This window comes from Staphylococcus sp. HMSC056G08 (assembly GCF_001812305.1).
Lineage (GTDB): Bacteria > Bacillota > Bacilli > Staphylococcales > Staphylococcaceae > Staphylococcus > Staphylococcus simulans.
The window spans coordinates 24,204-50,961 of record NZ_KV808482.1 but is presented as its reverse complement, the minus strand read 5'-3'; the positions used below and the strand labels follow the sequence as shown (position 1 = coordinate 50,961).

Here is a 26,758-nt window from a genome sequence, read left to right as displayed (position 1 = left end):
TATTACAAATCTGCACAGTAATAAATCAATATTGTTAAACTGTAAAATATTCTTTTAACTTCTCGAACGATTTTTCTCCGATACCTTTAACATTTTTCAATTGATCCACACTATTAAAAGGTCCTTTTGTTTCTCTAAATTCAATGATCGCCTTTGCTTTAGAAGGTCCTAAGCCGTTCACAGTAGTTAATTCATTTTCTTTGGCACTGTTAAGGTTAACTTTCGTTTGTGGTGATTTATTAGTGCTTTGTGTACTAGAGGTGCTTATGCTACTACTTGTTGTTAGATTTTGAACTTTTTCTGGTATGAAAATCATTTTTTGGTCAGTTAATTTCTCCGAAAGATTGATAGTTGTTAAATCAGCCTTGCTCGTTAGTTTTGCTTTATTTAACACATCTTTTATACGTTGATTATCTTTCATTTCATAAATATCAGGGTGTTCAACAGCCCCCTTAACATCTACCACTACTACTTTAGTTTTTCTATTTGCTTCAGTTTCTGTGTCGGCCTCTTTGTTTGATTCTTTCTTTTTTGAAAAATTTTGTTTGTCATTATCTAAATGAGAGTTGCTCACATTTTGAGCAGTTGATTCTATTTCTTGGTTACTACTATCAGAGTGTAGTTTCATTAAAATAAAAGCAAGCACAATAACTGCAATAACCAATAACCATGAGAAATGCTTATATTGGTTATAGTAGTGTTTTAACTGTTCTAACATAAAAAATTCACTCCTTTATCTTTTAAACGTTTAAAGGAGTGATTTTTCTTCTTTTATTTTTTTACTATGAAGAATAAGCGATCGCTTTGTTCATCATGATTTTCAATATCAAAGTCATAAAATGTATAAATATGGCTAAAACCAACTTCATTAAGCATTTCAATATATGCTTGTTCGCTGAATGTTTTTTGAAAATGCTCTTCATCAAAACGTCGATAACTTCCATCGTCTTGTTGTTCAAAGAAAGTCATATAATGCCATACACTGTCAGGTAAATCACCTTGAATTGCTTCCCATGCTAAAAAGATATGTTCAGTTTCATCAATATATGTTTGATTTGCAAATAGCGTATTCATTTTAAACTTTGAGTGGACATCAAAGATAAATGTTCCATCAGTATTTAAATGGCGATATACATGCTTAAATGTTTCAATAACATCATGTTGATCAGTAATATAATTTAATGAATCACACAATATAGTAATGACATCAAAATTTTGACCTAATTCAAAATCTGTCATGTCACCCTCAATCCATCTAACTGAATCAGACTTTTGGGAAGCAACTGCGAGCATATCACTACTTAAATCCATTCCTGTTACACTTTTAAAATCAGTTAATAACGTCGTCAAACTACCAGTACCACAGCCAATATCCAATATACTAGTTCGCTTAGAAGTTGCTTGTCGTATAATTTCTAGCCATTGATTGTATGGTTGATCTTGTGTAAGCTCATCATAATATTGGCTAAAGCCTTCATACTGGCTCATTTAATAAGCTTCCTCATATGTTTTCATCGGTGCATCTCTATAAAGTTTTTCAATGTTATAATAGCCGCGTTCATCTTTATGGAAGATGTGTACGATAACACCAGATAAATCTAATAAAATCCATCTTGCTTCGTTTAAACCTTCAAACACTGAAACATTAATACCTTCTTTATCTGCAGCTTCTTTTACCGCTCTACCGATTGCTTGTACTTGAAGTTCATTACTACCATGACAAATAACAAAGTAGTCTGCCATATCATGAATACCTTCTAAATTAAGTGAAATAACTTCTTCTGCTTTTTTACTTTCAACTGCTTTAATCGCTATATCTAAAATTTGTTCTACTTGCATTTAATCATCCTTTATTCTTTCATCACTGAAATTATAGTAGTTTAAGCAATCAATCGTCGCTTTGTACACACTGATATCTTTACCAATTAAAAATAGCACTGTTCTTTTAGAGATTTCATAAATTGTTTGATCTAAGTTGCCTGGTTGTTCTGCCATTCCTCTAATTTCTTCAACGCCTGGTATTTCTCTTTTTGGTTCAATATAGTCCGCAATAAAAACCAATTTTTCTGTTTTTGTCATTTGTGCACGACCAGTCGTATGATAGTGAATAGCAGCTAATACTTCTTCATCAGTAATACCATACTTCTCTTTCATAATAACTGCACAGACTGGGCCATGTAAAATTTCTGAACCATAACTTAATAAATCTGGATCTAAATTATGCTGACCTACAATTTGATACATATATCCTAAATCATCATATTTTGAAAAGTCATGTAAAACACCAGCAAGTTCAGCTTTTTCCACGTCCCCTTTATGGATTTCAGCTAAATGTTTTGCTGTCTCAGCTACTCTTAATGAATGTTTATATCTTTTCTTTGGCAGTTTTTCTTCAACTAGTTTGATAGCTTCTTCAATTTTCATATAATCGCTCCCTTCTGATATATGATTCAACCTGTTTAGGAACTAGAATTTGTATTGATTCACCTGATTGTACACGGTGACGAATCAATGATGAACTGATATCAATTCTAGGTATCCTTACAGCTATCATGTCTTCTGATACTTCCTGTACTTCTTTACCTCGATTGACAACAACAAATGTAACAATTTGTTTAAGTTCATCAATACGATACCAACGTTCTAATTGTTCGTATTGGTCTGTGCCGATAATAAAGAAAAGTCTTGAATCAGGGTGTTCAGATTTAATTGCATTTAGTGTGTCGTAAGTATAACTTTGACCTTGTCGTTCTATTTCATCCAAGCATACCTCACCAAATCCTAATTCTTCTGTAGCGATTTCTAACATCTTTAGACGATGTGTTGTGTTTAATTCAGAATTATGGCTTTTAAGTGGTGACATGTAACTCGGTAAAAATAAAAAACGATCTGGTTTTAATTGATGATACACTTCACTTGCTACAGCTAAATGTGCTGTATGAATTGGATTGAATTGGCCCCCGTATAATACTATTGATTGCGTCATTAATTAAGGTAATTCAATTTGCTTATTTTCTTTTGATTCTTTATATAGAACAATCATAGACCCAATTACTTGTACCAATTCACTATTTGTTGCTTCACTTACAGCTCGTGCAAGTTCACTTTTATCATCCATATTATTTTGTAAGATATGAATTTTTATTAACTCTCTATTTTCTAAAATTTCATCTAGTTGCTCAATCATATTTTCATTTAAACCAGCTTTTCCAATTTGAAAAGTAGGGTTCACATGATGCGCTTTACTTCTTAAAAATCTCTTTTGTTTTCCTGTAAGCATTTAATTTCTCCTTTTTAATTGTTCGATTACTGCCGTTTTCATCGCCTCAGTATCAGCTGTTTGACCTGTCCAAATTTTAAAACTTTCAGCACCCTGATTAACAAACATATCCAAGCCATTATATATAGGATTACCTTTTTCTTCAGCGAGTGCTAATATCGGCGTTTTGGATGGAATATAGACGATATCACTAACAAGTGTATGAGGTGCTAGGTTATCTAATGATATCACTACATCTTTATTTTTATTCATTCCAGCAGGTGTAGTATTTATGACAATATCAAAACGCCCCAACATTTTCTCAGCATCACTTAGCGTTAATTGTTCTACAGATAAATCCCAAGTATCGAATCTGCTCATTGTACGATTCGCAACAGCTAAAGGTGTTGTAACAATCTCATTCAATGCGGCTGCTAAACCTTTACTAGCGCCACCTGCTCCTATTAGCAATATTTTTGCATTTTCTAGTTTTGGATATACTTCTTGCAACCCTTTAACATAACCAATGCCATCAGTGTTATAACCTAACCAACGACCATTTTCAATCTTCACTGTATTAATAGCGCCAATTGTTTCGGCATGTGAATCTATTTCATCAAGGTAAGGTATAATGTTTTCCTTATGCGGAATAGTAATATTAAAACCATCCAATTGTTTTTCATTTATAATTTCTTTGATTAAATGAAAATGTTTTGGTGGAATGTTTAATGCTTCATAAGTGTCATCTCGCTTTAACGCTTTAAAGTTTGCGTCGTGCATAATTGGAGATAACGAGTGGTCTATAGGATGACCGATTACTGCAAATTTCATAACTATCACCTGCTACATGATTGAATTTCTCAATACAACATCAACTGATTTCGGAACTCTGACAATAACTTTTGCTCCAGGTCCAATTGTTATAAAACCTAACCCTGCAATCATTACGTCTCTCTTCTCTTTACCCGTTTCCAAGCGTACTGCTTTCATTTCGTCTAAATTAAAATCATCTTTATTACTTGGTGGTGCTAATAATTTACCGAGCTGAGTTCGCCATAACTCATTGGCTTTTTCAGTTTTAGTCCGATGAATCGGCAAATTATTAGAAAAATAACAAACCAGTGGGCGTTTACCTCCAGAAACGTAATCGATTCTTGCTAATCCTCCAAAGAAGAGTGTTTGTTCTTCGTTTAATTGATAAACACGTTGTTTTACTTCTTTATTAGGCATAATTTGTTTAAGTTCTTTTTCAGAAACATAATGCGTCATTTGATGATCTTGGATGACACCAGGTGTATCGTACATAAATGAATGATCGTCTAATGGAATATCTATTAAATCTAAAGTTGTTCCTGGGAATCGTGAAGTTGTTACTACATTCTTTTCACCTACACTTTGTTCAATCAGTTTATTGATTAATGTAGATTTCCCAACATTGGTTGTGCCTACGATATAAACATCTTCTTGTTTTCGGTGTTGTTGGATAGCTTCTAATAAATCTTGAATCCCGTATCCTTTTTCTGCAGAAATTAAAACAACATCTTCCGCTTCCAACCCATATTTTCGCGCGGATTTTTTCAACCAATCTTTAACACGGCGTTTATTAATTTGTTTAGGTAATAAATCAATTTTATTCGCTGCAAGAATCACTTTTTTATTCCCTACAATACGCTTTAAAGCATTTATGAAGGAACCTTCAAAATCAAAGATATCTACTACATTGACTACAAGTCCTTTTTTATCTGCAAGATGATTTAATAAGTCCAAGAAATCTTGGCTATCCATACCCACATCTTGAATCTCATTATAATTTTTTAATCTGAAACAGCGTTGACATATCACATCTTCTTTATGCAGATTGTGCGCTGGCACATAACCTGGTTTCTTTGGATCATCGGCTTGTAAAGTCGCACCGCATCCAATACATTTCGTTTCTGTCAATCAATTTTCCTCCCATTTAATATAGCCTTTTCTTTTGTATCTGTGTAATAAACGTCTTTCAATAATTCGATTGAATTTCGTGATAAATCCATCAGTTTTTTTTACAGGAACAACCATAACAGTATACATGCCACGTCTATTACCGCCAAAGACATCTGTCATCATTTGATCACCAATAACAACAGTCTCTTCAGGCTTTAATCCCATACGTTCTGATGCATGTTTAAAGGCTTTCCCCATCGGTTTTTTAGCTTCAAAGATATAGTTGACTTTGAGTGGTTGGCAGAAACTAGATACTCTGCCTTGATGGTTATTTGAAACCACAGTCACTTTGATACCTTTTTCATTCAACATATTAAACCAATGAATGACTGCCGGTGTCGGATCAGCTTCGTCCCAACCTACTAATGTATTGTCCAAATCCGTAATAACGCCTTTGATTCCATTTTCTGCTAACTGATCAAAGTCTATTTCATGGATTGATTTAACATAAGCATTCGGCATAAAATTCCTACTTAAAATTCCCATTACATTAATCCACCTTATCTTTATAATGATTTTAACATTTGGAGTACAGTTTCACTTGATGTTTTCGCTGCTTCTCCAATGAATTCATCAAACGTAATATTTGCTTCGCCATTCGCTAAATCTGATACTGCTCTTGTAATAATAAACGGTGTGTTAAATTGATAACATGTTTGTGCAATTGCTGCAGATTCCATCTCTACAGCCATAGCTTTAGGGAAATGTTCTTTAATGTATTCACGTTGTTTAACTTCACCGATAAAACTGTCGCCGCTGACAATCATACCTAAGCGACCTGTTAAGTTTTGCTTCTCAATAACAGCTTGTGCTAATTCTGCTAAGTTATCATCCGCTTCATACGCAATCGGCATATTCGGAATTTGTCCCAATTCATAACCAAATGCCGTCGCATCCGCATCATGATACATCGCTTCTGTTCCAATTAAGACATCACCCACATTCAACGAGTGATCCAGCGCCCCTGCAGAACCTGTATTCAAAATTGCCTCTGGGGAGAATTGTTGAATAAGTAAAGCAGTGGAGATACTTGCGTTAACTTTACCGATACTGCTTAACGTCAAGACGACTGCTTTATCATTAATTTTACCTTTATAAAATTTTACATGAGCAATGGTAACTTCTTCTAAATCCTCAATATGTTCTTTTAATATCATTATTTCTTCTTCCATTGCGCCAATGATTCCTATCATTGCCATTTCCCCTTTCAAATGAACTATCAGTGATATTTTATCATAATTTGTCTAGTGCAACGATCAAAGACCATGTTCACCACGATCATCACATAAAAAAGGTTGGCGCTTTACTTTTGTCCATTTGAAGCAAGCTTCAAACAAAAGTATCACCAACCCTTTGTTATCTATTTATCATAAAGCGATATCAGCCTTTGTGATAAATGATTATTGTGATTGAATATTAGTAATTTTCACTTTCATTTCTGCACCGTTTGGAAGTGGTACACGAACTTCGTCTTCTAGATGTTTACCGATTAAACTTTTTGCAATCGGTGATTCGTTTGAAATTTTGCCATTGAATGCATCTGCTTCTGCAGACCCAACAATTTGATACACTTCTTCATCGCCATCAGGCAGTTCAACAAATGTCACAGTTTTCCCGATTTGTACCACATTGTTATCGCCTGTATCTTCAATAATCAATGCATTGCGAATCATGTGTTCAATACGTTGGATATCTTGTTCAATGAAACCTTGTTCATCTTTCGCTGCATCATACTCAGAGTTCTCAGATAAGTCCCCGAAAGAACGTGCAACTTTGATTTTTTCTACGACTTCAGGTCGTTTGACAGTTTTTAATTCTTCAAGTTCTTGTTCTAGCTTTTCAAAACCTTCTTGGGTCATTGGATATTGTTTTTGGTTTTCCATATTTTCATCTTCCTTTACTCAAGTGTTACTGTTGATTTTGTATTAATGATTGGATTTTTGTCGTCATTATATCGATAGCAACTTTATTACTGCCGCCTTCAGGGATAATAATATCCGCATAACGTTTAGTCGGTTCGATGAATTGATTATGCATCGGACGTACGACAGACATATATTGATCAATGACAGATTCCATAGAGCGACCTCGCTCTTTCGTATCACGCATCAAGCGTCTTAAGATACGTAAATCTGCATCGGTATCGACATAAATCTTAACATCCATTAAATCACGTAATGTTTTGTTTTCTAGTGCAAATATTCCTTCTACGATAATAACATCTTTCGGTTGAAATGCAATGGTTTCAGGGCTTCTCGTATGATTGACATAATCATACGTCGGTACCTCTACAGGTATACCATTGCGTAAATCGATTAGATTTTGAATCAATAAATCATTATCGAACGCAAACGGATGGTCATAATTCGTTTGTAAGCGTTCTTCAAATGTTAAATGTGATTGGTCTTTATAATAGTAGTCTTGTGCAATTAATGCAACACTATGACCTTCTAAATTATGCAGAATTTCGTTTGTGACTGATGTTTTACCTGATCCAGAACCGCCTGCAATGCCTATAATGGTAGTGGCTTTCATTATCCTATTTCCTTTCGCATCATGTTGTTTGGATAAATATCATGATCCACTTTAAATTGAACAATTTGAAGTGGGTGACGTGCAGCATCTAATGCATTGCCTTCTTCGTCATAAATCGCTTCGACGACTTGTGTAAAGTTATCGATTTCAGGACCGAAGAATTCAATTTCTTGTCCAGGTTTAAAGTGATTACGCTGCTGAATTGTCGCCATTTTTGTTTCTTTGTCATAGTCTAACACTAAACCGCAGAAATCATATGGTGTTTTCTTATTAGATTCATTACCGAACATTTGTTGTTGATAACCTGGTGTGCCTTCAAAGAATGAAGAAGCAGTGTCTCTGTTAGCACATTTATCTAATTCTATTAACCACTCTGGTTTAATTTTAAAGTTGTCAGGGTCTGCTGCATAAGCATCAATCACTTTACGATAGACAGAAACAACAGTCGCAATATAGTGAATTGATTTCATACGTCCTTCGATTTTAAGTGAATCAATACCGATATCCATCATGTTTGGAATAGATTCGATTAACTTCAAGTCTTTAGGACTCATCGCAAATGGAACGACTTCTTCTTCTTTATAAAACAAGTCTAAGTCGCCATCTTCATCGACTTCTAATAAGTCATAATCCCAACGACAGCTTTGGCAGCATCCGCCGCGGTTAGAGTCACGTGCTGTCATATGATTACTTAAAGTACAGCGACCGGAATATGCGATACACATTGCGCCATGGATAAAAGCTTCGATTTCGATATCTACTTTTTCTTTCATCTCTTTCATTTCCATTGCGCCTGTTTCACGTGCAAGTACAACACGATCTAAACCTTCTTCTTTCCAATACTCTACTGCTTTATAGTTACTTAGTGATTGTTGTGTTGATAAATGAATTTCAAGTTTAGGTGCGACACGTTTACATGTTTCAATAATCAATGGGTCCGCAACAATAATTCCTGTTGCGCCTGTGTCTTCTAGATTTCTTAAATAATCTTCTAAACCATCCATATTTTCATCATGCGCGATGATATTTGTTGTGACATAAATTTTTGCACCGTATTGTGATGCGAATTCAACGCCTTCTTTGATTTCTTCCATTGTGAAGTTATCAGCATTAGAACGGAGTCCATACTCTTGTCCGCCTAAAAAGACTGCGTCTGCCCCATAATGTACAGCAATTTTCAGTTTTTCCAAGTTACCTGCAGGTGCAAGCAACTCTGGCTTTTTCACTTGGCGTTTAGGTTGTGTTTTTACTTCTTTAACTTGAGTAACCAAGATTTTTCCTCCTTAATAAACGGTATGTTTGAATAAGAATCCTTCATCGAATGGTCGATGGTCTGGTTGAATGGCTTCAATCGGATCAACGAGCATGAATTTTTCATCTTCATAAGCTTCAGGGTCTTCATGATATAAATCAATGGCTTCTCTATATTGTTCTGTACATACGTTAATATATTCTTCTGTATGTAATACACCATCAATTTTCAAGCTGTCGATGCCCGCTTCAAGCAACGGCTCTAACTCTTCAATCAAGCAGATATCATTCGGTGACATAATATGTGTGCCGTTATAATCTTCAAACACAGGATATTGATTTTCGCGTTCTTCATCGTATAACAATAAATCCTTGTCTGTTTCATTACGTTTTATCTTCATTTGTCTGTCTTGGAATGTATAATAATTGCCGAGCAGCATACGTTTTGATTGGAACATACATGTCATACCATGGACTTGTACTTCAATTTCAACATCCGCATGTGCTTTAATGTTCAAGATTTCTTCTAAATTCAATTCGCGCGCAAGTACAGCACGTTTCGCACCACGTTTACCCCAGTAATTGCACTGGAAGTAGTTTGTGACTAATGCTTCAGCGTCCCAGTTCAAAGCAATTGGGTTTTGTTGTGCTTTAACATACATCACGACTGCCGGGTCACCGAAGATAATGCGATCTACTCTGATTTCGTGTAAGAAATCAATATAATCTTCTACAGCGTTTAAGTGATAGTTATGAAAAATACCGTTAACAGCCGCATATGCTTTTTTGCCATGTGCATGAATGATATCGACCGCTTCTCTCATCGCAGTACGATCAAATTCACCTGCTAAGCGTAAACCGAACTTTTGTTCGCCTATCACAAAAGCATCAGCACCTTTTTCAATTAAAGTCTCAATATGTGCGACTGATTTAGGTGTCACGAGTAATTCTGTCATTTCGAGTCTCCTTTTACGGCTATTGCTAAACCGTCTTCTATATCTAAAAAGTTTGTTTGATATGCTTCGTTATCATTTAACCATGCGTTGAACTTTTGAATCTTCTTCACCATTTGTTTAATATTTCTGCTGCGAACTACATCAATATCAGCAACAAAATCATGATATAAAATGTTATCAATGACGACTAAACCGCCTTCTCTAAGCAAGGGGGTATACAGTTCAAAGAATTTCTTTGTTTGTGCTTTTGCCGCATCGATAAATATCATATCGAACTGTGTATCAGAGACTTGGTCAAATGTTTCTCTCGCATCTCCATAAATCATATGAATTTGCGTTTGATATCCAAAGTCTTCAATGTTTTGTTCAGCTTGTTGATACATGTTTTTATCACGTTCAATCGTCCATATATGCACAGAAGGATCAACAGACGCAAAATGCATAGCGCTATAGCCAATAGCAGTACCGATTTCTAAAATACGCTTAGGCTGATGGATGCGTATCAACTGTTTGATCATATCTAATGATAAAGGATGAATAATCGGTACCTCATGTTCTATCGCATAAGGTCTTAATCTTTCTAATGGATGGGAATGCTTTTGTGATAACGCAACTAAATAACTTTCATTTTTGCTCATATTTCTCTTCCTTTATCCATACAATGTACAAAAGAATAAAAATAAATCAGTCGCAGTTTGACTGATTCTTATATCGCTGTTGCACATATCATTATTTAACTTTACATATTTTACCATAAAACCTATTGAATATTAAGTACTCAGAATGAATATCTGCAAAATACTTTGTTATGAGTCAAGTGAAAATTGGATTTCGAGGCACGAAAAAAGCGGAGGATAACCTCCGCTTCATGACTGCTCATTTATTCCATTTCAGTGTTAACGATTTCTTCAATCATGTCCCACTCTTCTTCAGTTTCAACTGGTAAGAATTTACCGCCGTCACCAGACTCATCTGGGACATTGATCATCGGAATTAATTCAATCATATCATCGTCGTCTGACGCTTCGCCTTCTTCAGCTAAAATGACATATTCTTTGTCAAATTCAGGATGATAAAATTCTAATACTTTACGATAAAGGACTTCATTGCCTTCTTCATCGAATAAAGTTAATAATTCCTCATCGTTGTTGATTTGTAATTCCGCTTCTTGATTTTGATTTTTCTCTGACATAAATAACGCTCCTTTTACGGTAAATTAAAGTGAATCTAAATAGCCTTGCAAGATAAACACAGCTGCCATTTTATCGATGACCTTGCTGCGTTTTTTTCTAGAAACATCTGCTTCTAACAATGACCTTTCAGCTGCCATTGTACTTAGGCGCTCATCCCACATTACCACTTTAAGATCTGGTAATGCTTCAAGGAGTGCTTCTTTGTATTTTAACGAAGCTTCGCCTCTAAATCCAATAGAATTATTCATGTTCTTCGGTAATCCTATCACGACAGTATCTGCATCCTCTTGTTTAATGATAGCTGCCAAGCGGTCTATACCTAATTCATTTTCTTCTTCATTGATTCGGAGTGTATCTAAGCCTTGAGCAGTCCAACCCATTAAGTCGCTCACAGCAACGCCGACTGTTTTGCTGCCAACATCTAATCCGATAATTTTATGTGATAACATTGATTATTCTTTATCTGATACCTTCAAATAATTAGAAACAAGTTCTTCCATGATATCATCACGATCGATACGTCTGATTTGATTTCTTGCTTCGTTATGACGTGGGATATACGCAGGATCTCCTGAAAGTAAATATCCTACAATTTGGTTTACTGGATTATAACCACGTTCTTCAAGGGTACGATACACATTAGTCAGCACGGATTTAACATCATCTTTTGGTACTTCTTCAATATTGAAACGCATTGTTTTATCAAAATTGTTCATTTTACTACACACTCCTTCTACTATAGTAGGCTGATACATCCTCTATTCTACATGAGAGTGCAAGGAGATTATAGTGATTTAATGTAGTTTTTAATGAATTGTAATGCATCTGTTATCTTACCTGGCTCGCTGCCGCCGCCTTGTGCCATATCTGGACGACCGCCTCCTTTACCGCCGACAACAGGTGCCATTTCTTTAATAATGTCGCCTGCTTTGACTTTATTTGTCTCTGATTTCGGTACCGTCGCAACTAAAGCAACTTTACCACCGACATCACTTGCTAAGATAATGACCGCATCTTGTAATTTAGATTTGAAATCATCCATAGTTTGTCTTAAGGCTTTCGCATTGTCTGCTTCTACTTGTAACGCTAATACTTTCAACCCGTTAATGTCTTCAACTTGATCATCTAAGCTGCCCATTTTTAATGCAGTGATTTCTTGGTTACGTTGTTCTAATTGTTTGTGTAATTGTTTTTCGCTGTCAATCACGTGTGTTACTTTTTCAGCCACTTGCGTATCGTCTTTAGCTTTCACTAAGTGTTTCACTTCATTGAATTTATCTTGGATACCTTCAAGGTATAAGAATGCTGCTTTACCTGTTAAGGCTTCAATACGTCTGACACCAGCACCTGTACCTGATTCGCTGACAATTTTAAATAAACCGATTTCTGATGTGTTTTGAACATGGATACCGCCGCATAATTCAATTGAGAATGGTTTCATATCTACAACACGGACAATATCGCCATATTTTTCACCGAATAATGCCATTGCACCTGAAGCTTTGGCTTCTTCAATCGGCATTTCTTTGATTGAAACATTAATGCCGTTCCAGATTTGTTCATTGACACGACGTTCAATTTGTTCTAATTCTTCTTTAGTCACAGGACCGAAATGCGAGAAGTCAAAACGTAAACGTTCGCCTTCAACGAGTGAACCTGCTTGATTGACATGGTCACCTAACACTTCTTTCAACGCAGCATGTAATAAGTGGGTTGCACTATGGTTTTTCGTAATAGCACGGCGTTCTTCTTGGTTAACTGAAGCGTCGACTTGTGCGCCTTTTGTGACTTGACCGAATTGCACGATACCTTTATGCAAGTTTTGACCATTTGGTGCTTTCGTTACTTCAGTCACTTCAATTTCGAAGTTGTCATTGCCGACTGTACCTTGGTCAGCCACTTGTCCGCCTGAAACAGCATAGAATGGTGTTTGTCTTAAAATAAAGTAAACTGTTTCACCCGCATCTGCTTGTTCTACCGCTTCGCCATTATAAATTAAGTCTGTTAACTCCGTTTGATAATCTGTATGTGTATAACCGACAAATTCACTATCTGTCGTAATATTTTTCAACACTTCACTTTGAATCTGCATTGATTGTGAATTTTGACGTGCTTGACGTGCACGATCTCTTTGTTGCTGCATTTCTGTTTCGAATGTCGCCATATCGACACTTAAACCTTCGTTACCAGCGATTTCTTCAGTCAATTCAACTGGGAAACCATACGTATCATATAATTTGAACGCATCTTCACCTTTAATCATTTTATCGCCGTTTTTAGCTGTTTTGATAAATTGATTTAAAATTGCTAAGCCTTCTTCTAATGTTTCGTGGAAACGTTCTTCTTCAGATTTAATGACACGTTTAATGAAATCTGCTTTTTGTTTTACTTCTGGATAGTAAGGTTCCATAATGTCTGCCACTGTATCGACAAGTTCATACATAAATGGTTTGTTGATATCTAAAGATTGACTGAAACGAACTGCACGACGTAATAAACGGCGTAAGACATAACCGCGGCCTTCATTTGCTGGTAAAGCGCCATCACCGATTGCGAATGCGATGGTTCTGATATGATCCGCAATGACTTTGAATGCAACATCTTGCGTAGCATCTTGTTGATATTTCTTACCTGAAATTTGTTCAACTTCTTCAATGATTGGGATAAATAGGTCAGTTTCATAGTTAGTACGTACATTTTGCGCAATCGATGCCATACGTTCTAGACCCATGCCGGTATCAATGTTTTTATTTGGAAGTGGTGTATACGTATGATCAGGATTATGGTTGAATTCACTAAAGACTAAGTTCCATACTTCTAAGTAACGTTCGTTTTCGCCACCTGGATACATTTCTTCAGCCGGATCATCTTGACCATAGTCTGGACCACGGTCATAGAAGATTTCTGTGTTCGGACCTGATGGACCTTCACCGATATCCCAGAAGTTGCCTTCAATACGAATAATACGGCTTTCATCTAAACCGATGACATCGTGCCATAAATCGAAAGCTTCCATATCTTCAGGGTGAATGGTCACGTATAATTTTTCAGGTTCCATACCCATCCAACGATCACTAGTTAAGAATTCCCAAGCAAATTCAATCGCTTCACGTTTGAAATAATCACCAATAGAAAAGTTCCCTAACATTTCAAAGAAAGTATGGTGACGTGCAGTAAAACCAACGTTTTCAATATCGTTTGTACGAATCGCTTTTTGCGCGTTCACGATACGTGGTTTTTTTGGAATTTCTCGTCCATCAAAGTATTTTTTTAATGTCGCAACACCTGAGTTGATCCATAATAATGAATCGTCATCAATCGGTACTAAAGGTGCAGAAGGTTCGACCATATGTCCATTTTCTTTAAAGTAATCAATGAAATTTTGTCTGATTTCACTTGCTTTTAATCGCTTCATAAATAACTCACTCCTAATATACATATTTAAAACATTGCCGTATAGGTTCTTTCACAAAATAAAAATGCATTCATCCTCAAAGGGACGAATGCATCGCGGTACCACCCTAGTTATGCAGCAAATTATCCTGCATCACTCTTGTTCTTATACGGACTGACATAAAGTAGCGTTCAGCAAATGATGCGATACCTTACACCACCCGGTACCTCTCTTAGGCATAACGATTTGCTTACTCGGCTTTATGCGAATTAATTTTATTTTAGTCTGACAGACTTTAAAAGTCAACATATATCATACTTCACACAACACTTTATTCATGATTAAAAGTATAAGGTGTGACCTTACCCATACCAATCATCGGGTCAATTTCATAAATCGTTGCTTCTGTTAATTCTACGAGTTGTTGTGCAGGTGCTGAGGTTGTTTGATTATTTATTTGTTCATCTGCTTGTTCTTCATTTGTTTCACTCTCATGACCGAAGTAATCTCTGAGCAATTGTGCGAGTCTCGTCATACGAACTTGGCCATGGGTCTTCATACCGATGTCAAAGGCTTGGCTGTCACCAAGAAAAACTAAAGATTGTTTGGCACGTGTAAGTCCTGTATAGATAATCGGACGCTGCAACATGCGATAATATTGTTTTACAATCGGCATAATAACAATTGGAAACTCTGAACCTTGTGCTTTATGAATGGAAGTACAATAAGCATGTGTTAACTCCATCATATCTTGTTTGGTAAATGTAATTTCATTGCCTTCGAAATCAACGACAAGTATATCTTTATTTAATTCGTTTTCTCGTGCCCAGAAGATACCGACAATCACACCGATATCGCCATTGAAAATATTATCATTAGGACGATTCACAAGTTGTAAGACTTTGTCGCCCTTTCTAAAGACCGCTTCTCCGAACTCAATCTCTCTTGCATCTTCAGCTTTAGGATTCAAGATATCTTGTAATACTTTATTTAAACGCTTAATGCCGGCACTGCCGCGATACATCGGAGCCAAGACTTGAATATCACTCATATCGTAGCCTTTTTTAACAGCAGAACTCACTACTTTATTAACTACATCTGGAATTTGTTCAGCTGTACAAGGAATAAAGCTGCGATCGTGGAATCGCTCAGTAATGTCTATCGGCTGACCTAATTTCATTTTATGTGCGAGTTCAATGATACTAGAACCATCTTGTTGACGGTAGACTTCAGTTAAATTAACACGTGGAATGACTTTCGCATCAATTAAATCTTTAAACACTTGTCCTGGGCCGACTGATGGTAATTGGTCTTCATCTCCGACTAAAATGATTTGTGCATCAATCGGTACTGCATTTAAGAACTGATGAAACAACCATGTATCTACCATTGACATTTCATCAATAATGATGAGCTTAGCAGTAATTTCATTTTCTAAGACATCTTCAGGCTTGGTATCTTGACTCCAGCCGATTAAACGGTGGATAGTCATTGCTTCAAGTCCAGTCGATTCTTGTAAACGTTTGGCTGCACGTCCTGTAGGTGCAGCAAGCGCTATCGGATAATCATCTTCTTGGTAATCGTCATAGGATAAGGATAAACCATGCGTTTCCGCATAGAGTTCAACGATGCCTTTGATAACCGTTGTTTTACCGGTACCTGGACCACCTGTCAGCAGCATGACTTTTGAATTAATCGCTGTTTCAAGTGCTTCTTTTTGAGATGATGCATAGTTGACTCCATTCATTTCCTCGATTTCACCGATATTGATTTGTAAGTCAGATTGTTCAATATTCTCTAATTTAGCTTGATGTGACGCAATACGATACAGGTTTTGCACACTTTTGACTTCTGAATAATATAAGCTTGGGATAGAAAGTGTTTCATCCGCTTCCACCAACTTACTTTCTTCTGTCAATTCAAGTATCATTTTTTCTAACATACTGGCATCTATCGTTTGGTCATATCCCTTGCTTAACATCTCTAACGAAGTTTCTAATACATAATCTTTAGGTAAAAATGTATGACCTTGTTTAATGCACTCTTCTTCTATCGTATAAAGCAGACCTGCTTTTAAGCGTTCAGGGGCGTTATATTCTATGCCTAAATTCTTAGCTAAAGTATCTGCTTTATGGAAACCGACACCGCGTACATCATAGACAAGATCATATGGATTTTTCTCTATCGTTTGTAAGGTGTCACTTTGATAAACTTGATAGATGCTCATCGCTAATTTTGGACCGAATCCTAAATCATGAAGTCTGATCATAATTTTTTCTACTTCTTGATTACTGTAGATTTGATCTGCGATTTGACTTTGTTTCTTTTTAGATAAATTCGGTACTTCTTCTAGGACTGAACGATCATCTAAAATTTTATTGATGGTATTTTCACCAAGTGTATTTACGATATTTTCAGCCGTTTTCTTACCGACACCTTTAAACAAATCACTTGATAAGTAACTGATAATCGCATCTTTTGTTTGCGGTACTTCTTTTTCGAAAGTTTCAGCTTTTAATTGTTTGCCGTATCTAGGGTGTGTCACAGCTTGACCTTTGAAGGTATAAACATCGCCTTCAGCAATTTCAGGAAAGAACCCCACAATTGTAGGCATATTATCAAAATCTTCATTGGTTTCAATCGGATCTACTTTTAATACGGTATAGAAATTATCTTTATTTTGAAATAAGATTGCTTCTACTGTTCCTTTGACCATCGAATAGTCAAACAATGTAGGGTTCTCCAAATTTATTCCTCCTCTGCATCAAATTGGGTGAATGTTTTAAGTGCATGCTGACTTAATAAATGTTCTGGATCAATCTCTATTGCTTTTTCAAAGTATGGGATTGCTTCATAGATTTCTTCAGTAAACATATAACCCGCTAAACCACGGTTATATAATGCGTCTGTATGTTTAGGATTTATATTTAACACGGTATCTAACTGTTTGACAGCTTGGTCAAACAATTCTAAATGGCATAGGACTAAACCGTATTGGAATTGAATTTCTTCATCTTTATTTTGATCTAATTCTGCAGAACGCATAAGGAAAGGTAATGCAGATTTATAGTCACCTAAGTTATTAAATGACATCCCTATCATATAATTGGTATCCGCTTCATCGACACCTGTTTTGAGTGCTTGTTGATAAAGTTTAATCGCATCATTAAAACTTTCTGCATTATAATAAACATTAGCTAAATTATAATAAATCGCACCGTTGTTCGGATCGATAGTTAAAGCTTTTTGGAAAAATTTCTCAGCTTTTTCAATTTCACCTGCTTCCGCAAGCAGAATACCTGAATTAATGTAGTTTTCAATGTCTTCAGGATGTGCATCAATATTTTCAAACAGTGCTTTTAACGCTGTTTCAAATTGACCTTCTTTAATTAACTGATAAATTTCTTCTTGTTTCATGCTTAGTCCTCATTTCTTTCTTATTCAACTCTTTATTTTATCAGAAAAACTTGAAACTATGTAAAAAAGAGACTAGGAAAGTCCTAGTCCCTGATTAAAATTTAGACAACATATGTGAGTTGACCTTCATTTTTATAAACATCATCAATTATTGCGCCACCTAAGCAAACGTCGCCATCATATAATACAACGGCTTGTCCAGGTGTGATTGCACGTACTGGTTCATCAAAATCAACACGGATTTGATCATCACCGATTTGTGTCACTGTCACCCCTGTATCTTTTTGACGATATCTAAATTTTGCGGTACAACGATAACCTTGTGATAAGTCGATATCATTCACAAGTGAAACGTCAGAAGCGATCAAATAATCACTGTACAATGCATCATGATGGAAACCTTGTTCTACATATAACACATTATCTTCAAGGTTTTTACCTACAACAAACCATGGATCTCCATCGCCACCGATACCTAAACCATGACGTTGACCGATTGTGTAATACATTAAACCGCCGTGTGTTCCCATTTTTTTACCGTTTAATGTGCGCATATCACCAGATTGTGCTGGTAAATAATTAGATAAGAAATCTTTGAAGTTTCGTTCGCCGATAAAGCAGATTCCTGTCGAATCTTTTTTCTTCGCAGTTGCTAAATCTTGTGCTAACGCGATTTCTCTGACTTCTGATTTCTCCATGCCGCCAAGTGGAAACATTACTTTAGATAGTTGTTCATGTGTCAGTTGATTTAAGAAATATGTTTGGTCTTTATTATTATCCACACCACGCAGCATTTCTACTGTGCCATCTTCATTGCGTCTTACTTGTGCATAATGGCCTGTTGCGACATAATCTGCACCGAGTTTCATAGCATGGTTTAAAAATGCTTTGAACTTAATTTCTTTATTACACATCACATCAGGATTTGGTGTGCGTCCTTTTTTATATTCATCTAGGAAGTAAGTAAAGACTTTATCCCAGTATTCTTTTTCGAAGTTTACCGCATAATACGGTATACCGATTTGGTTACAAACAGCAATCACGTCATTGTAGTCTTCTGTCGCGGTACAAACGCCATTTTCATCAGTGTCATCCCAGTTTTTCATGAAAATACCGATGACGTCATAGCCTTGTTCTTTTAAAAGATAGGCAGTCACTGAGCTGTCTACGCCGCCAGACATTCCTACTACAACACGAGTATCTTGGTTGCTCACGCTTATTCCTCCTTAAATTTCAAATAAATTTTCTGTATTTCTGCTACGATATATTTAATGTCACGTTCAGTTGTTAATTCGTTAAAACTGAAGCGGATAGATTGTTTTGTTCTAGGGTCGTCATCACCATACATGGCTGCTAAGACATGTGATGGTGTAGTTGAACCTGCAGTACATGCAGAGCCTGATGAGACTGCAATATTCGCTAAATCAAGCAAAGTTAACATCGTTTCCACATCGATGAATGGGAAGTACAAGTTCAAGATATGTCCTGTTGTATCGGTCATTGAACCGTTCACTTCAAATGGAATACTGCGTTCTTGCAAGTTAACTAAAAATGTTTCTTTAAGATTCATTAAATGAATGTTGTTTTCATCACGATGTTCTGTAGCTAATTTTAATGCTTCAGCCATTCCCGCAATTTGCGGTACATTTTCTGTTCCTGCACGACGTTTTGTTTCTTGTTCACCGCCAAGTTGTGAAAATTGAATAGGTGTCTTCGGTTTAACTAACAATGCACCGACACCTTTAGGTCCACCGAATTTATGTGCTGTTATACTCATTGTATCGAATTTAAAATCATCAAATTCAATCGGCAGATGTTCAACTGCTTGTACAGCATCCACATGTAAATAAGCATCATGTGCTTTAACGATGTCTTCTATATCATACATCGGCTGTACGGTACCTACTTCATTGTTCACAAACATGATAGAAACAAGAATAGTTTCATCACTCATAGCTGCCTTTAATTGTTCTAAATCGATGATACCTTCACGATCAACATCTAAATACGTAACGTGAAAGCCTTCACGCTCTAGTTGTTCAAATACATGCAAGACAGAATGATGTTCAATTTTTGATGTAATTAAATGCTTTCCTTTATGTTGATTAGCATATGCTAACCCTTTAATCGCAGTATTATTAGATTCAGTTGCCCCACTAGTGAAAATCACTTCATTAGGCGTTGCGCTTAATAATGACGCAATTTCTCTACGTGATGCATCTAAATATTGTCTGGCATCTCTACCTACACGATGAATGGATGAAGGATTGCCATAATGCTTCGCATACAATTCCATCATCTTATCAATTACTTCTTCTTTTACTGGAGTTGTTGCTGCATAATCTGCATATACTTCCATTTGTCAGACACTTCCTCACAATTTTATCAATGTTCCAATTCTAGCACCAACACTACAATTTTTCTAGTACTCTGTTCCACAAATATTATAACATGCAAAGCACATGCTTTAAGCAATAAAATTCTTTCTAATATTTGTTCTTGTTATAATTAATATATCATTCAAAACGAGGAGGTCTTTATGTGAGTGAAATTAAAGTTTCTGCACTCAATTTAGTACCTGTTAAATCAGGTGAAGATGAGAAGCAAGCCATCGATAATATGGTGGACTTAGCTCAACATCTAGATGAATTAGGATATGAACGATATTGGATTGCAGAACATCATAACGCTCCGAATTTAGTGAGTTCTGCGACAGCGTTATTGATTCAACACACATTAGAGCATACGAAAAACATCCGTGTCGGTTCAGGCGGTATTATGTTGCCAAACCATGCACCATTAGTCGTAGCTGAACAATTCGGTACATTAGAAACAATGTTTAAAAACCGAGTCGATTTAGGCTTAGGCCGTGCACCGGGTACAGATATGATGACAGCGAGTGCATTACGCAGAGATCAACATAATGGTGTTTATGCGTTCCCTGAAGAAGTTGCACAACTACAAAAATACTTCGGACCAAAAAACCAACAAGGCTACGTACGTGCATATCCTGCTGTTGATAAAAACGTTCCGTTATATATTTTAGGTTCTTCTACAGACTCTGCACATCTCGCTGCAAGAATGGGCTTACCTTATGTATTTGCTGGTCACTTTGCACCGCAACAAATGAGAGAAGCTATGTCCATTTATAAAGAATTATTCGAACCATCTGAAGTATTAGACAAACCATATATGATTGTATGCTTGAATGCGATTGTTGCTGAAACAGATGAAGAAGCTGAAAAATTAGCAACAACATTAGCACAAGTTACAGTGAGCATTACACGCGGCAGAATGGAACCGCTGCAACCACCAATTGATAATTTAGCAGATGTGCTTACTCCTGCAGAATTACAAATGGCAAAAGGTCGCTTAGGTGTTTCATTAGTAGGTTCAGAAGAAACTGTTAAACAACAAATCGAAAAATTCATGGATATCTACGGCGAGTTTGATGAATTGATGGCAATCAGTTATATCTATGATCAAGAAAAACAAAAAGAGTCATTCGAACGCTTGCAACGTGTTATGAAACAAGTTCGTAAATAAATATATATATACGTTGATTAGTTATTTTGATTAAAACACAAATAACGGGCAGAACCATTTAAGATTCTGCCCGTTATTTCTATTTGTTGATTGATAATTATTTATCTTTATTGAATTTATCTTTTAATTTGCCAGCTGCATCTTTTGCTTTGTCTGCAGCATCATTGATTTTTTCATCAACTTTACCTGAAGCTTTATCTGCTTTACCTTCATTTTCTAATTTCTTATTATCAGTAGCATTACCTACTGTTTCTTAAACGTTACCTTTTGCTTGTTCTAATTTGTCTTCGCCTTTATTTGCCATAATCGATTCCTCCAATTATTTCAAATCTAGTTACATTATATGAATACCACATGTGAATTTGAACAAACATATCCATATTACGCATTAAAAAATGCAGTCCAACAACCTGTAGTTGAACTGCAATACTTATTAAATATAGAACATGTAATTATCGCGTTTATCAGTATCGTTAAAGTCTGCTAAATATTTTAACGTTGTGCCATCTAATACTTCTCTGACTGCGTCTCTCATGCGCAACCAAAGTTCTTGTTGTGCTGGCGGCTCTGAATCTATACTTTCAACGAATGAAATCGGACCTTCAAGCAGGCGAATAATATCTCCGGCTTTAATTTCATCAGCTGGGACACGGAGTTGGTATCCACCTTTAGCACCGCGTACACTACGAATCAATCCGGCATTTCTTAAAGGTCCTACTAATTGTTCTAGGTATAGATCACTTAATTTATTTTCTTCTGCAATAGTTTTTAACGATACACAACCTTGACCTTCCCTCTTAGCAAGAGAAATCATTAAGGTTAAGCCATATCTCCCTTTTGTTGAAATTTTCATTTTATTACCTCGCTTAATCCGATTTTATTTTATTCAATTCTAGCATTTTTTACGTTAATATAGTAATAGAAAGGTGTGGCTCTATCTTGACTAACGAACCTTTAGCATCTAGAATGCGTCCGCAAAACCTAGATGAAATCATATCACAACAACACTTAGTTGGTCCAAAAGGTATCATTAGAAGAATGGTTGAATCCAAACGACTGACTTCAATGATTTTTTATGGACCTCCTGGTATTGGAAAAACCAGTATTGCGAAAGCCATCGCAGGTTCTACACAGTTTAAGTTCAGACAATTAAACGCTGTGACAAATACCAAAAAAGACATGCAAATGGTGGTTGAAGAAGCAAAAATGTCTGGTCAAGTCATTTTACTGCTTGATGAAATCCATCGTTTAGATAAAGCTAAACAAGATTTCCTGTTACCTCACTTAGAGAACGGAAAAATAGTACTTATTGGTGCGACAACGTCCAATCCGTACCATGCGATTAATCCTGCTATTCGTTCACGAGCACAGATATTTGAACTCTATCCTCTGACAGAAGAAGATGTTGCTGTAGCATTAGAACGCGCTTTAGCTGATGAAGAACGCGGTCTTGCTTCCTATCATGCAACAGTTGATCATGATGCAATGCAATACTTCTCTACTCAAAGTCACGGTGATGTGCGCAGTGCTTTAAACGCCTTAGAACTTTCAGTACTAAGTGCTAAACCTGATGAGAATGACAAAATTCACGTTTCTTTAGAAGATGCCAAAGATTGTATGCAAAAAGGCAGCTTTGTCAGTGATAAAGATGGTGACATGCACTATGATGTCATGAGTGCTTTCCAAAAATCAATTCGAGGCAGTGATACTGATGCCGCATTACATTATCTTGCACGACTGATTGAAGCAGGAGATCTCCCAACCATCGCGAGAAGATTACTAGTGATCAGCTATGAAGATATCGGTTTAGCATCCCCTGGTGCCGGGCAACGTACACTCGCTGCCATTGAATCTGCAGAACGTTTAGGATTTCCAGAAGCACGCATTCCGCTCAGTCAAGCAGTTATTGAATTATGCTTATCACCTAAATCAAATTCAGGTATCAAAGCCATTGACGCTGCTTTATCTGATATTAGAAAAGGTCATGTCGGCCAAGTGCCTAATCATCTTAAAGATGGTCATTATAAAGGCGCTAAAGAATTAGGTCATGCAATTGGTTATCAATATCCGCATGATTCTGAGAATGGCTTTATACCACAGCAATATCTGCCGGATAAACTTAAAAACAGACATTATTACCATCCTAAAACAACATCTAAAACCGAACAGCAACTTAAACAAATCTATGACAATATTACTAAGCAGCAAAACAAGCGTTAATTAAGGTTGATAGAAGAATCGTAGTCAGTCTACGATTCTACATCAGCCTTTTTATTTTTGGTTTTTATCTTTAATTCTAGTCACAGGTATATCTTTTAAGACATCGTTGATGACATAACTTGCACAAATTAAGCCTACTACACTTGGCACAAATGCATTTGAAGATGGTGGCATTTGACCTTTACGCGTTGCCGCATTTTTATCGCCGACTGTTTCTTTAACATCTTCTCTGATGACGATTGGACTTTCATCTGAAAAAACAACTGGAATCCCTTTTTTAATACCTTCTTTTTTCAATTTTTGTCTAATTATTTTTGCGATAGGATCTGTATTCGTTTTAGAAATATCGGCAATTTGGAAACGTGTTGGATCTGTTTTATTTGCAGCACCCATACTAGAAATGATTTTAATGCCGCGTTTCAAACATTCCTTCATCAAATGCACTTTATAAATAATTGTGTCGCTCGCATCAATAATGTAATCAATATCATAATCATTGAACAGTTGTTCATACGTTTCTTCGGTATAGAACATATGTAAAGAAGTTACTTTACAATCTGGATTGATTAATTTGATACGTTCTTCCATCAATGTCACTTTACTTTGACCGATAGTCGTTGTAAGTGCGTGTAATTGACGGTTCACATTAGTAATGTCCACATCATCTTTATCAATTAAAATGATATGGCCGATATTTGTTCTAGCTAAAGCTTCTGCTGCAAAAGACCCAACGCCCCCAACGCCAAGTACTGCAACTGTTTGTTGTTTTAATAAATCAAGTCCCTCTTTACCGTATGCCAATTCATTACGTGAAAATTGATGTTTCATCAAATCTATACTCCTTTAATCTAACTTTACTACCATATACCATTATAACAAATTTAGATAATATTATTTCGTGAAAAAAGCCAAACTTTGAAAAGAAAATAAAAAAAATACGTAGGACCGAAGTCCTACGTACGATAGAATCCGTTGTACCGTAGTTATTAGAGCTTGATCATTTTGGCCTGCTAATTACAGGTGGGTGCCCTGTTTCTTGTTTTGCAAGTCCTCCTTAAGAGGCGTGTGCGCTGCAAGAAAACCTATTGGGCTCCCTGATCAAAGAGTGTTAGGTCAAAATACATACAGCAAACTACGAGTATTTCAGACGACTATCTTATACTTAGATATTACCACATAAAATGGTAATTGCAAATATAAACACTCTCAAAGTGTAATTTTTCTATTAATGACGAATACGCAATGCTAATTCTTCTAATTGTTTATTAGAAACTTCACTTGGTGCTTGTGTCATTAATGATACAGCTGACGCAGTTTTAGGGAATGCGATTGTATCACGTAAGTTTGTACGTCCTGTTAATAACATGACGAAGCGGTCAAGACCTAATGCGATACCGCCATGTGGTGGTGCACCATATTTGAATGCATCAAGTAAGAAGCCGAATTGATCTTGTGCTTCTTCTTTTGTAAAGCCTAAGACTTCAAACATTTTTTCTTGAATATCACCATTGTGGATTCTGATTGAACCGCCGCCTAATTCATAACCGTTTAATACGATATCGTACGCTTTCGCTTGTGCTTTTTCTGGTTCAGAATCTAATTTGTCTAAATCTTCATCTTTAGGTGATGTGAAAGGATGGTGCGCTGCTACATAGCGTTTTTCATCTTCATCATATTCAAGTAACGGCCAATCTGTTACCCATAAGAAGTTTAATTTATCTTCATCAATTAAGCCTAACTCATGCGCTAATTTTACACGTAATGCACCTAAACTTTGTGCGACAACACTTGGTTTATCTGCAACAAATAATACTAAATCTCCTGCTTCTGCATCTGTTAAAGATTTTAATGTTTCAACATTTTCATCTTCAAAGAATCTTGCGATTGGTCCGCTTAAGCCATCTTCAACAACTTTGACCCAAGCCAATCCTTTTGCGCCATAGATATTCACAAACTCAGTTAATTTATCAATATCTTTACGTGTATATTTGTCTGAAGCACCTTTCGCAACTAATGCTTTTACTTCTCCGCCTTTTTCTACTGTATCTTTAAAGACTTTGAAGTCCATTGTTTCTCCTAGTTTTGAAACATCCAATAACTCCATGTCAAAACGTGTATCTGGTTTATCAGAACCATAACGTGACATAGCTTCTGCGTATGTCATACGTGGGAATTGTTCAGTCAATTCAACACCTTTAACATCTTTTACAACACTTTTCAGCATATCTTCACCAAGTTCCATAACATCTTTTTGGTCTACGAAACTCATTTCAATATCGACTTGCGTGAATTCAGGTTGTCTGTCTGCACGTAAGTCTTCGTCACGGAAACATTTTACGATTTGGTAATATTTATCGAAGCCGCTGATCATCAATAATTGTTTGAACAATTGTGGTGATTGCGGTAGCGCATAGAATTTACCTTCATGCACACGAGATGGTACTAAATAGTCACGTGCACCTTCTGGTGTTGATTTAGTTAAGAAAGGTGTTTCGATATCTAAGAAACCTTCTTTATCTAAATATTCATGAATTGCGCGTGTAATGTGGTGACGCATTTTAATTGTTTGCGCAAGTTCTTGTCTTCTTAAATCTAAATAACGATATTTTAAACGGATATTTTCATCCACTTGTTGTGAATCATCATTTATTGAAAATGGCGGAGTTTGTGCTTTGTTGATGATATTGATTTTATCAACTTGTACTTCAACATTACCTGTTTTAATTTTAGGGTTTACAGTTTCAGGATCACGTTTTGTTACTGTACCTTCAACTTCAATCACGTATTCAGAACGGATAGATTCCGCAACTTCTAATGCCTCTTTAGAAAAGTCTGGGTTGAAGACGATTTGTACATAGCCTTCACGGTCACGTAAATCAACAAAGATTAATCCACCTAAGTCACGACGATTGTGTACCCATCCTTTTAAAGTGACGTGTTGTCCTAAAAGGTCTTCCGTTACAAGACCACAATAAGTTGTTCTTTTACTCATAATTACTCTCTC

The 26,758-nt window shown here is 36.1% G+C and carries 28 protein-coding genes, 1 other RNA gene and 1 pseudogene; 2 read left to right on the top strand and 28 right to left on the bottom strand.

Annotated features, from left to right (window positions below):
• Positions 1 to 34: 34 nt before the first annotated feature.
• The 23 genes from HMPREF2846_RS07845 to HMPREF2846_RS07735 all read right to left on the bottom strand — a co-directional run bounded on the left by HMPREF2846_RS07845 (position 35) and on the right by HMPREF2846_RS07735 (position 20,347).
• Positions 35 to 718 carry a ComEA family DNA-binding protein gene (locus tag HMPREF2846_RS07845; RefSeq protein WP_070626381.1) on the bottom strand — a complete coding sequence of 228 codons (684 nt, stop codon included), beginning with the start codon at positions 716 to 718 and terminating at the stop codon, positions 35 to 37.
• Between the two features lie 53 nt (positions 719 to 771).
• Positions 772 to 1,488: a class I SAM-dependent DNA methyltransferase gene (locus HMPREF2846_RS07840; protein ID WP_070626380.1), complete on the bottom strand. Its 717-nt coding sequence runs from the start codon at positions 1,486 to 1,488 to the stop codon at positions 772 to 774.
• On the bottom strand, positions 1,489 to 1,839 hold the full coding sequence (gene rsfS, locus HMPREF2846_RS07835) for a ribosome silencing factor (RefSeq protein ID WP_070626379.1): 351 nt from the start codon (positions 1,837 to 1,839) through the stop codon (positions 1,489 to 1,491).
• Positions 1,840 to 2,424, bottom strand: a complete 585-nt coding sequence (yqeK, locus tag HMPREF2846_RS07830) for a bis(5'-nucleosyl)-tetraphosphatase (symmetrical) YqeK (RefSeq protein WP_002481088.1) — start codon at positions 2,422 to 2,424, stop codon at positions 1,840 to 1,842.
• On the bottom strand, positions 2,414 to 2,986 hold the full coding sequence (locus HMPREF2846_RS07825) for a nicotinate-nucleotide adenylyltransferase (RefSeq protein WP_002481089.1): 573 nt from the start codon (positions 2,984 to 2,986) through the stop codon (positions 2,414 to 2,416). Before HMPREF2846_RS07825 ends, yqeK begins: the two co-directional genes overlap by 11 nt.
• Before the next feature lie 3 nt (positions 2,987 to 2,989).
• Positions 2,990 to 3,280 carry a ribosome assembly RNA-binding protein YhbY gene (yhbY, locus tag HMPREF2846_RS07820; RefSeq protein WP_002481090.1) on the bottom strand — a complete coding sequence of 97 codons (291 nt, stop codon included), beginning with the start codon at positions 3,278 to 3,280 and terminating at the stop codon, positions 2,990 to 2,992.
• Positions 3,281 to 4,090, bottom strand: a complete 810-nt coding sequence (gene aroE, locus HMPREF2846_RS07815) for a shikimate dehydrogenase (RefSeq protein WP_057510451.1) — start codon at positions 4,088 to 4,090, stop codon at positions 3,281 to 3,283.
• Between the two features lie 12 nt (positions 4,091 to 4,102).
• Positions 4,103 to 5,200 (bottom strand): ribosome biogenesis GTPase YqeH, encoded by a 1,098-nt coding sequence (gene yqeH, locus HMPREF2846_RS07810; RefSeq protein WP_002481092.1) that lies wholly within the window; start codon positions 5,198 to 5,200, stop codon positions 4,103 to 4,105.
• Complete coding sequence (locus HMPREF2846_RS07805; RefSeq protein ID WP_002481093.1) at positions 5,201 to 5,728, bottom strand: YqeG family HAD IIIA-type phosphatase; 528 nt, start codon at positions 5,726 to 5,728, stop codon at positions 5,201 to 5,203.
• Positions 5,729 to 5,748: 20 nt separating this feature from the next.
• On the bottom strand, positions 5,749 to 6,435 hold the full coding sequence (locus HMPREF2846_RS07800; protein WP_070626378.1) for a 5'-methylthioadenosine/adenosylhomocysteine nucleosidase: 687 nt from the start codon (positions 6,433 to 6,435) through the stop codon (positions 5,749 to 5,751).
• A gap of 207 nt (positions 6,436 to 6,642) precedes the next feature.
• Positions 6,643 to 7,125, bottom strand: coding sequence for a transcription elongation factor GreA (gene greA, locus HMPREF2846_RS07795; RefSeq protein ID WP_002481095.1), 483 nt, complete (start codon positions 7,123 to 7,125; stop codon positions 6,643 to 6,645).
• Positions 7,126 to 7,150: 25 nt separating this feature from the next.
• Complete coding sequence (udk, locus tag HMPREF2846_RS07790; RefSeq protein WP_002481096.1) at positions 7,151 to 7,777, bottom strand: uridine kinase; 627 nt, start codon at positions 7,775 to 7,777, stop codon at positions 7,151 to 7,153.
• On the bottom strand, positions 7,777 to 9,048 hold the full coding sequence (locus tag HMPREF2846_RS07785; RefSeq protein WP_070626377.1) for a peptidase U32 family protein: 1,272 nt from the start codon (positions 9,046 to 9,048) through the stop codon (positions 7,777 to 7,779). Before HMPREF2846_RS07785 ends, udk begins: the two co-directional genes overlap by 1 nt.
• 12 nt (positions 9,049 to 9,060) lie before the next feature.
• A complete protein-coding gene (locus HMPREF2846_RS07780) occupies positions 9,061 to 9,984 on the bottom strand; it encodes a peptidase U32 family protein (protein WP_023015121.1) in 924 nt (307 codons plus the stop codon).
• A complete protein-coding gene (locus tag HMPREF2846_RS07775; protein WP_023015120.1) occupies positions 9,981 to 10,622 on the bottom strand; it encodes an O-methyltransferase in 642 nt (213 codons plus the stop codon). Before HMPREF2846_RS07775 ends, HMPREF2846_RS07780 begins: the two co-directional genes overlap by 4 nt.
• A gap of 242 nt (positions 10,623 to 10,864) precedes the next feature.
• Positions 10,865 to 11,176, bottom strand: coding sequence for a DUF1292 domain-containing protein (locus tag HMPREF2846_RS07770; protein ID WP_002481100.1), 312 nt, complete (start codon positions 11,174 to 11,176; stop codon positions 10,865 to 10,867).
• A gap of 24 nt (positions 11,177 to 11,200) precedes the next feature.
• A complete protein-coding gene (gene ruvX, locus HMPREF2846_RS07765) occupies positions 11,201 to 11,626 on the bottom strand; it encodes a Holliday junction resolvase RuvX (protein WP_002481101.1) in 426 nt (141 codons plus the stop codon).
• Positions 11,627 to 11,629: 3 nt separating this feature from the next.
• Entirely contained in the window at positions 11,630 to 11,893 is a 264-nt protein-coding gene (locus tag HMPREF2846_RS07760) for an IreB family regulatory phosphoprotein (protein WP_023015119.1), read from the bottom strand.
• Positions 11,894 to 11,961: 68 nt separating this feature from the next.
• Positions 11,962 to 14,592, bottom strand: a complete 2,631-nt coding sequence (gene alaS, locus HMPREF2846_RS07755; RefSeq protein ID WP_070626376.1) for an alanine--tRNA ligase — start codon at positions 14,590 to 14,592, stop codon at positions 11,962 to 11,964.
• Positions 14,593 to 14,902: 310 nt separating this feature from the next.
• Positions 14,903 to 17,317, bottom strand: coding sequence for an SF1B family DNA helicase RecD2 (locus tag HMPREF2846_RS07750; RefSeq protein ID WP_070626375.1), 2,415 nt, complete (start codon positions 17,315 to 17,317; stop codon positions 14,903 to 14,905).
• 2 nt (positions 17,318 to 17,319) lie between these two features.
• On the bottom strand, positions 17,320 to 17,988 hold the full coding sequence (locus HMPREF2846_RS07745) for a tetratricopeptide repeat protein (RefSeq protein ID WP_070626374.1): 669 nt from the start codon (positions 17,986 to 17,988) through the stop codon (positions 17,320 to 17,322).
• A 101-nt stretch (positions 17,989 to 18,089) separates the two neighbouring features.
• Positions 18,090 to 19,202: a tRNA 2-thiouridine(34) synthase MnmA gene (mnmA, locus tag HMPREF2846_RS07740; protein WP_070626373.1), complete on the bottom strand. Its 1,113-nt coding sequence runs from the start codon at positions 19,200 to 19,202 to the stop codon at positions 18,090 to 18,092.
• A 2-nt stretch (positions 19,203 to 19,204) separates the two neighbouring features.
• Positions 19,205 to 20,347, bottom strand: coding sequence for a cysteine desulfurase family protein (locus tag HMPREF2846_RS07735; protein WP_002481107.1), 1,143 nt, complete (start codon positions 20,345 to 20,347; stop codon positions 19,205 to 19,207).
• A 182-nt stretch (positions 20,348 to 20,529) separates the two neighbouring features.
• On the opposite strand from HMPREF2846_RS07735, the gene HMPREF2846_RS07730 reads away from it, so the two are divergent.
• Positions 20,530 to 21,534 (top strand): LLM class flavin-dependent oxidoreductase, encoded by a 1,005-nt coding sequence (locus tag HMPREF2846_RS07730; RefSeq protein WP_070626372.1) that lies wholly within the window; start codon positions 20,530 to 20,532, stop codon positions 21,532 to 21,534.
• Positions 21,535 to 21,631: 97 nt separating this feature from the next.
• Here HMPREF2846_RS07730 and HMPREF2846_RS14730 read toward each other — a convergent pair.
• Positions 21,632 to 21,838: pseudogene (locus tag HMPREF2846_RS14730) on the bottom strand (CsbD family protein).
• Between the two features lie 129 nt (positions 21,839 to 21,967).
• A complete protein-coding gene (gene cymR, locus HMPREF2846_RS07725; protein ID WP_002481110.1) occupies positions 21,968 to 22,387 on the bottom strand; it encodes a cysteine metabolism transcriptional regulator CymR in 420 nt (139 codons plus the stop codon).
• A gap of 86 nt (positions 22,388 to 22,473) precedes the next feature.
• Between cymR and HMPREF2846_RS07720 the strand changes: the two genes are divergently transcribed.
• Positions 22,474 to 23,754, top strand: coding sequence for a replication-associated recombination protein A (locus HMPREF2846_RS07720; RefSeq protein WP_060804777.1), 1,281 nt, complete (start codon positions 22,474 to 22,476; stop codon positions 23,752 to 23,754).
• A 51-nt stretch (positions 23,755 to 23,805) separates the two neighbouring features.
• Here the strand turns inward: HMPREF2846_RS07720 and HMPREF2846_RS07715 are convergent, their stop codons facing one another.
• The 3 genes from HMPREF2846_RS07715 to aspS all read right to left on the bottom strand — a co-directional run bounded on the left by HMPREF2846_RS07715 (position 23,806) and on the right by aspS (position 26,746).
• Positions 23,806 to 24,582 (bottom strand): tRNA threonylcarbamoyladenosine dehydratase, encoded by a 777-nt coding sequence (locus tag HMPREF2846_RS07715; RefSeq protein WP_023016063.1) that lies wholly within the window; start codon positions 24,580 to 24,582, stop codon positions 23,806 to 23,808.
• A 134-nt stretch (positions 24,583 to 24,716) separates the two neighbouring features.
• A non-coding RNA gene (gene ssrS, locus HMPREF2846_RS07710) (6S RNA) lies at positions 24,717 to 24,907 on the bottom strand.
• A gap of 72 nt (positions 24,908 to 24,979) precedes the next feature.
• Positions 24,980 to 26,746, bottom strand: a complete 1,767-nt coding sequence (aspS, locus tag HMPREF2846_RS07705) for an aspartate--tRNA ligase (RefSeq protein ID WP_070626371.1) — start codon at positions 26,744 to 26,746, stop codon at positions 24,980 to 24,982.
• Positions 26,747 to 26,758 lie beyond the last annotated feature (12 nt).

What these genes read in the sequence shown, in the direction of transcription:
- HMPREF2846_RS07780 (WP_023015121.1), bottom strand. Translation starts at nt 9,984, where the DNA reads ATGACAGAATTACTCGTGACACCTAAATCAGTCGCACATATTGAGACT.
- udk (WP_002481096.1), bottom strand. Translation starts at nt 7,777, where the DNA reads ATGAAAGCCACTACCATTATAGGCATTGCAGGCGGTTCTGGATCAGGT.
- ruvX (WP_002481101.1), bottom strand. Translation starts at nt 11,626, where the DNA reads ATGTTATCACATAAAATTATCGGATTAGATGTTGGCAGCAAAACAGTC.
- HMPREF2846_RS07845 (WP_070626381.1), bottom strand. Translation starts at nt 718, where the DNA reads ATGTTAGAACAGTTAAAACACTACTATAACCAATATAAGCATTTCTCA.
- HMPREF2846_RS07775 (WP_023015120.1), bottom strand. Translation starts at nt 10,622, where the DNA reads ATGAGCAAAAATGAAAGTTATTTAGTTGCGTTATCACAAAAGCATTCC.
- cymR (WP_002481110.1), bottom strand. Translation starts at nt 22,387, where the DNA reads ATGAAAATTTCAACAAAAGGGAGATATGGCTTAACCTTAATGATTTCT.
- yqeK (WP_002481088.1), bottom strand. Translation starts at nt 2,424, where the DNA reads ATGAAAATTGAAGAAGCTATCAAACTAGTTGAAGAAAAACTGCCAAAG.
- HMPREF2846_RS07745 (WP_070626374.1), bottom strand. Translation starts at nt 17,988, where the DNA reads ATGAAACAAGAAGAAATTTATCAGTTAATTAAAGAAGGTCAATTTGAA.
- rsfS (WP_070626379.1), bottom strand. Translation starts at nt 1,839, where the DNA reads ATGCAAGTAGAACAAATTTTAGATATAGCGATTAAAGCAGTTGAAAGT.
- HMPREF2846_RS07825 (WP_002481089.1), bottom strand. Translation starts at nt 2,986, where the DNA reads ATGACGCAATCAATAGTATTATACGGGGGCCAATTCAATCCAATTCAT.
- yhbY (WP_002481090.1), bottom strand. Translation starts at nt 3,280, where the DNA reads ATGCTTACAGGAAAACAAAAGAGATTTTTAAGAAGTAAAGCGCATCAT.
- HMPREF2846_RS07840 (WP_070626380.1), bottom strand. Translation starts at nt 1,488, where the DNA reads ATGAGCCAGTATGAAGGCTTTAGCCAATATTATGATGAGCTTACACAA.
- aspS (WP_070626371.1), bottom strand. Translation starts at nt 26,746, where the DNA reads ATGAGTAAAAGAACAACTTATTGTGGTCTTGTAACGGAAGACCTTTTA.
- aroE (WP_057510451.1), bottom strand. Translation starts at nt 4,090, where the DNA reads ATGAAATTTGCAGTAATCGGTCATCCTATAGACCACTCGTTATCTCCA.
- HMPREF2846_RS07715 (WP_023016063.1), bottom strand. Translation starts at nt 24,582, where the DNA reads ATGAAACATCAATTTTCACGTAATGAATTGGCATACGGTAAAGAGGGA.
- greA (WP_002481095.1), bottom strand. Translation starts at nt 7,125, where the DNA reads ATGGAAAACCAAAAACAATATCCAATGACCCAAGAAGGTTTTGAAAAG.
- HMPREF2846_RS07770 (WP_002481100.1), bottom strand. Translation starts at nt 11,176, where the DNA reads ATGTCAGAGAAAAATCAAAATCAAGAAGCGGAATTACAAATCAACAAC.
- alaS (WP_070626376.1), bottom strand. Translation starts at nt 14,592, where the DNA reads ATGAAGCGATTAAAAGCAAGTGAAATCAGACAAAATTTCATTGATTAC.
- HMPREF2846_RS07805 (WP_002481093.1), bottom strand. Translation starts at nt 5,728, where the DNA reads ATGGGAATTTTAAGTAGGAATTTTATGCCGAATGCTTATGTTAAATCA.
- HMPREF2846_RS07800 (WP_070626378.1), bottom strand. Translation starts at nt 6,435, where the DNA reads ATGATAGGAATCATTGGCGCAATGGAAGAAGAAATAATGATATTAAAA.
- HMPREF2846_RS07760 (WP_023015119.1), bottom strand. Translation starts at nt 11,893, where the DNA reads ATGAACAATTTTGATAAAACAATGCGTTTCAATATTGAAGAAGTACCA.
- HMPREF2846_RS07735 (WP_002481107.1), bottom strand. Translation starts at nt 20,347, where the DNA reads ATGGAAGTATATGCAGATTATGCAGCAACAACTCCAGTAAAAGAAGAA.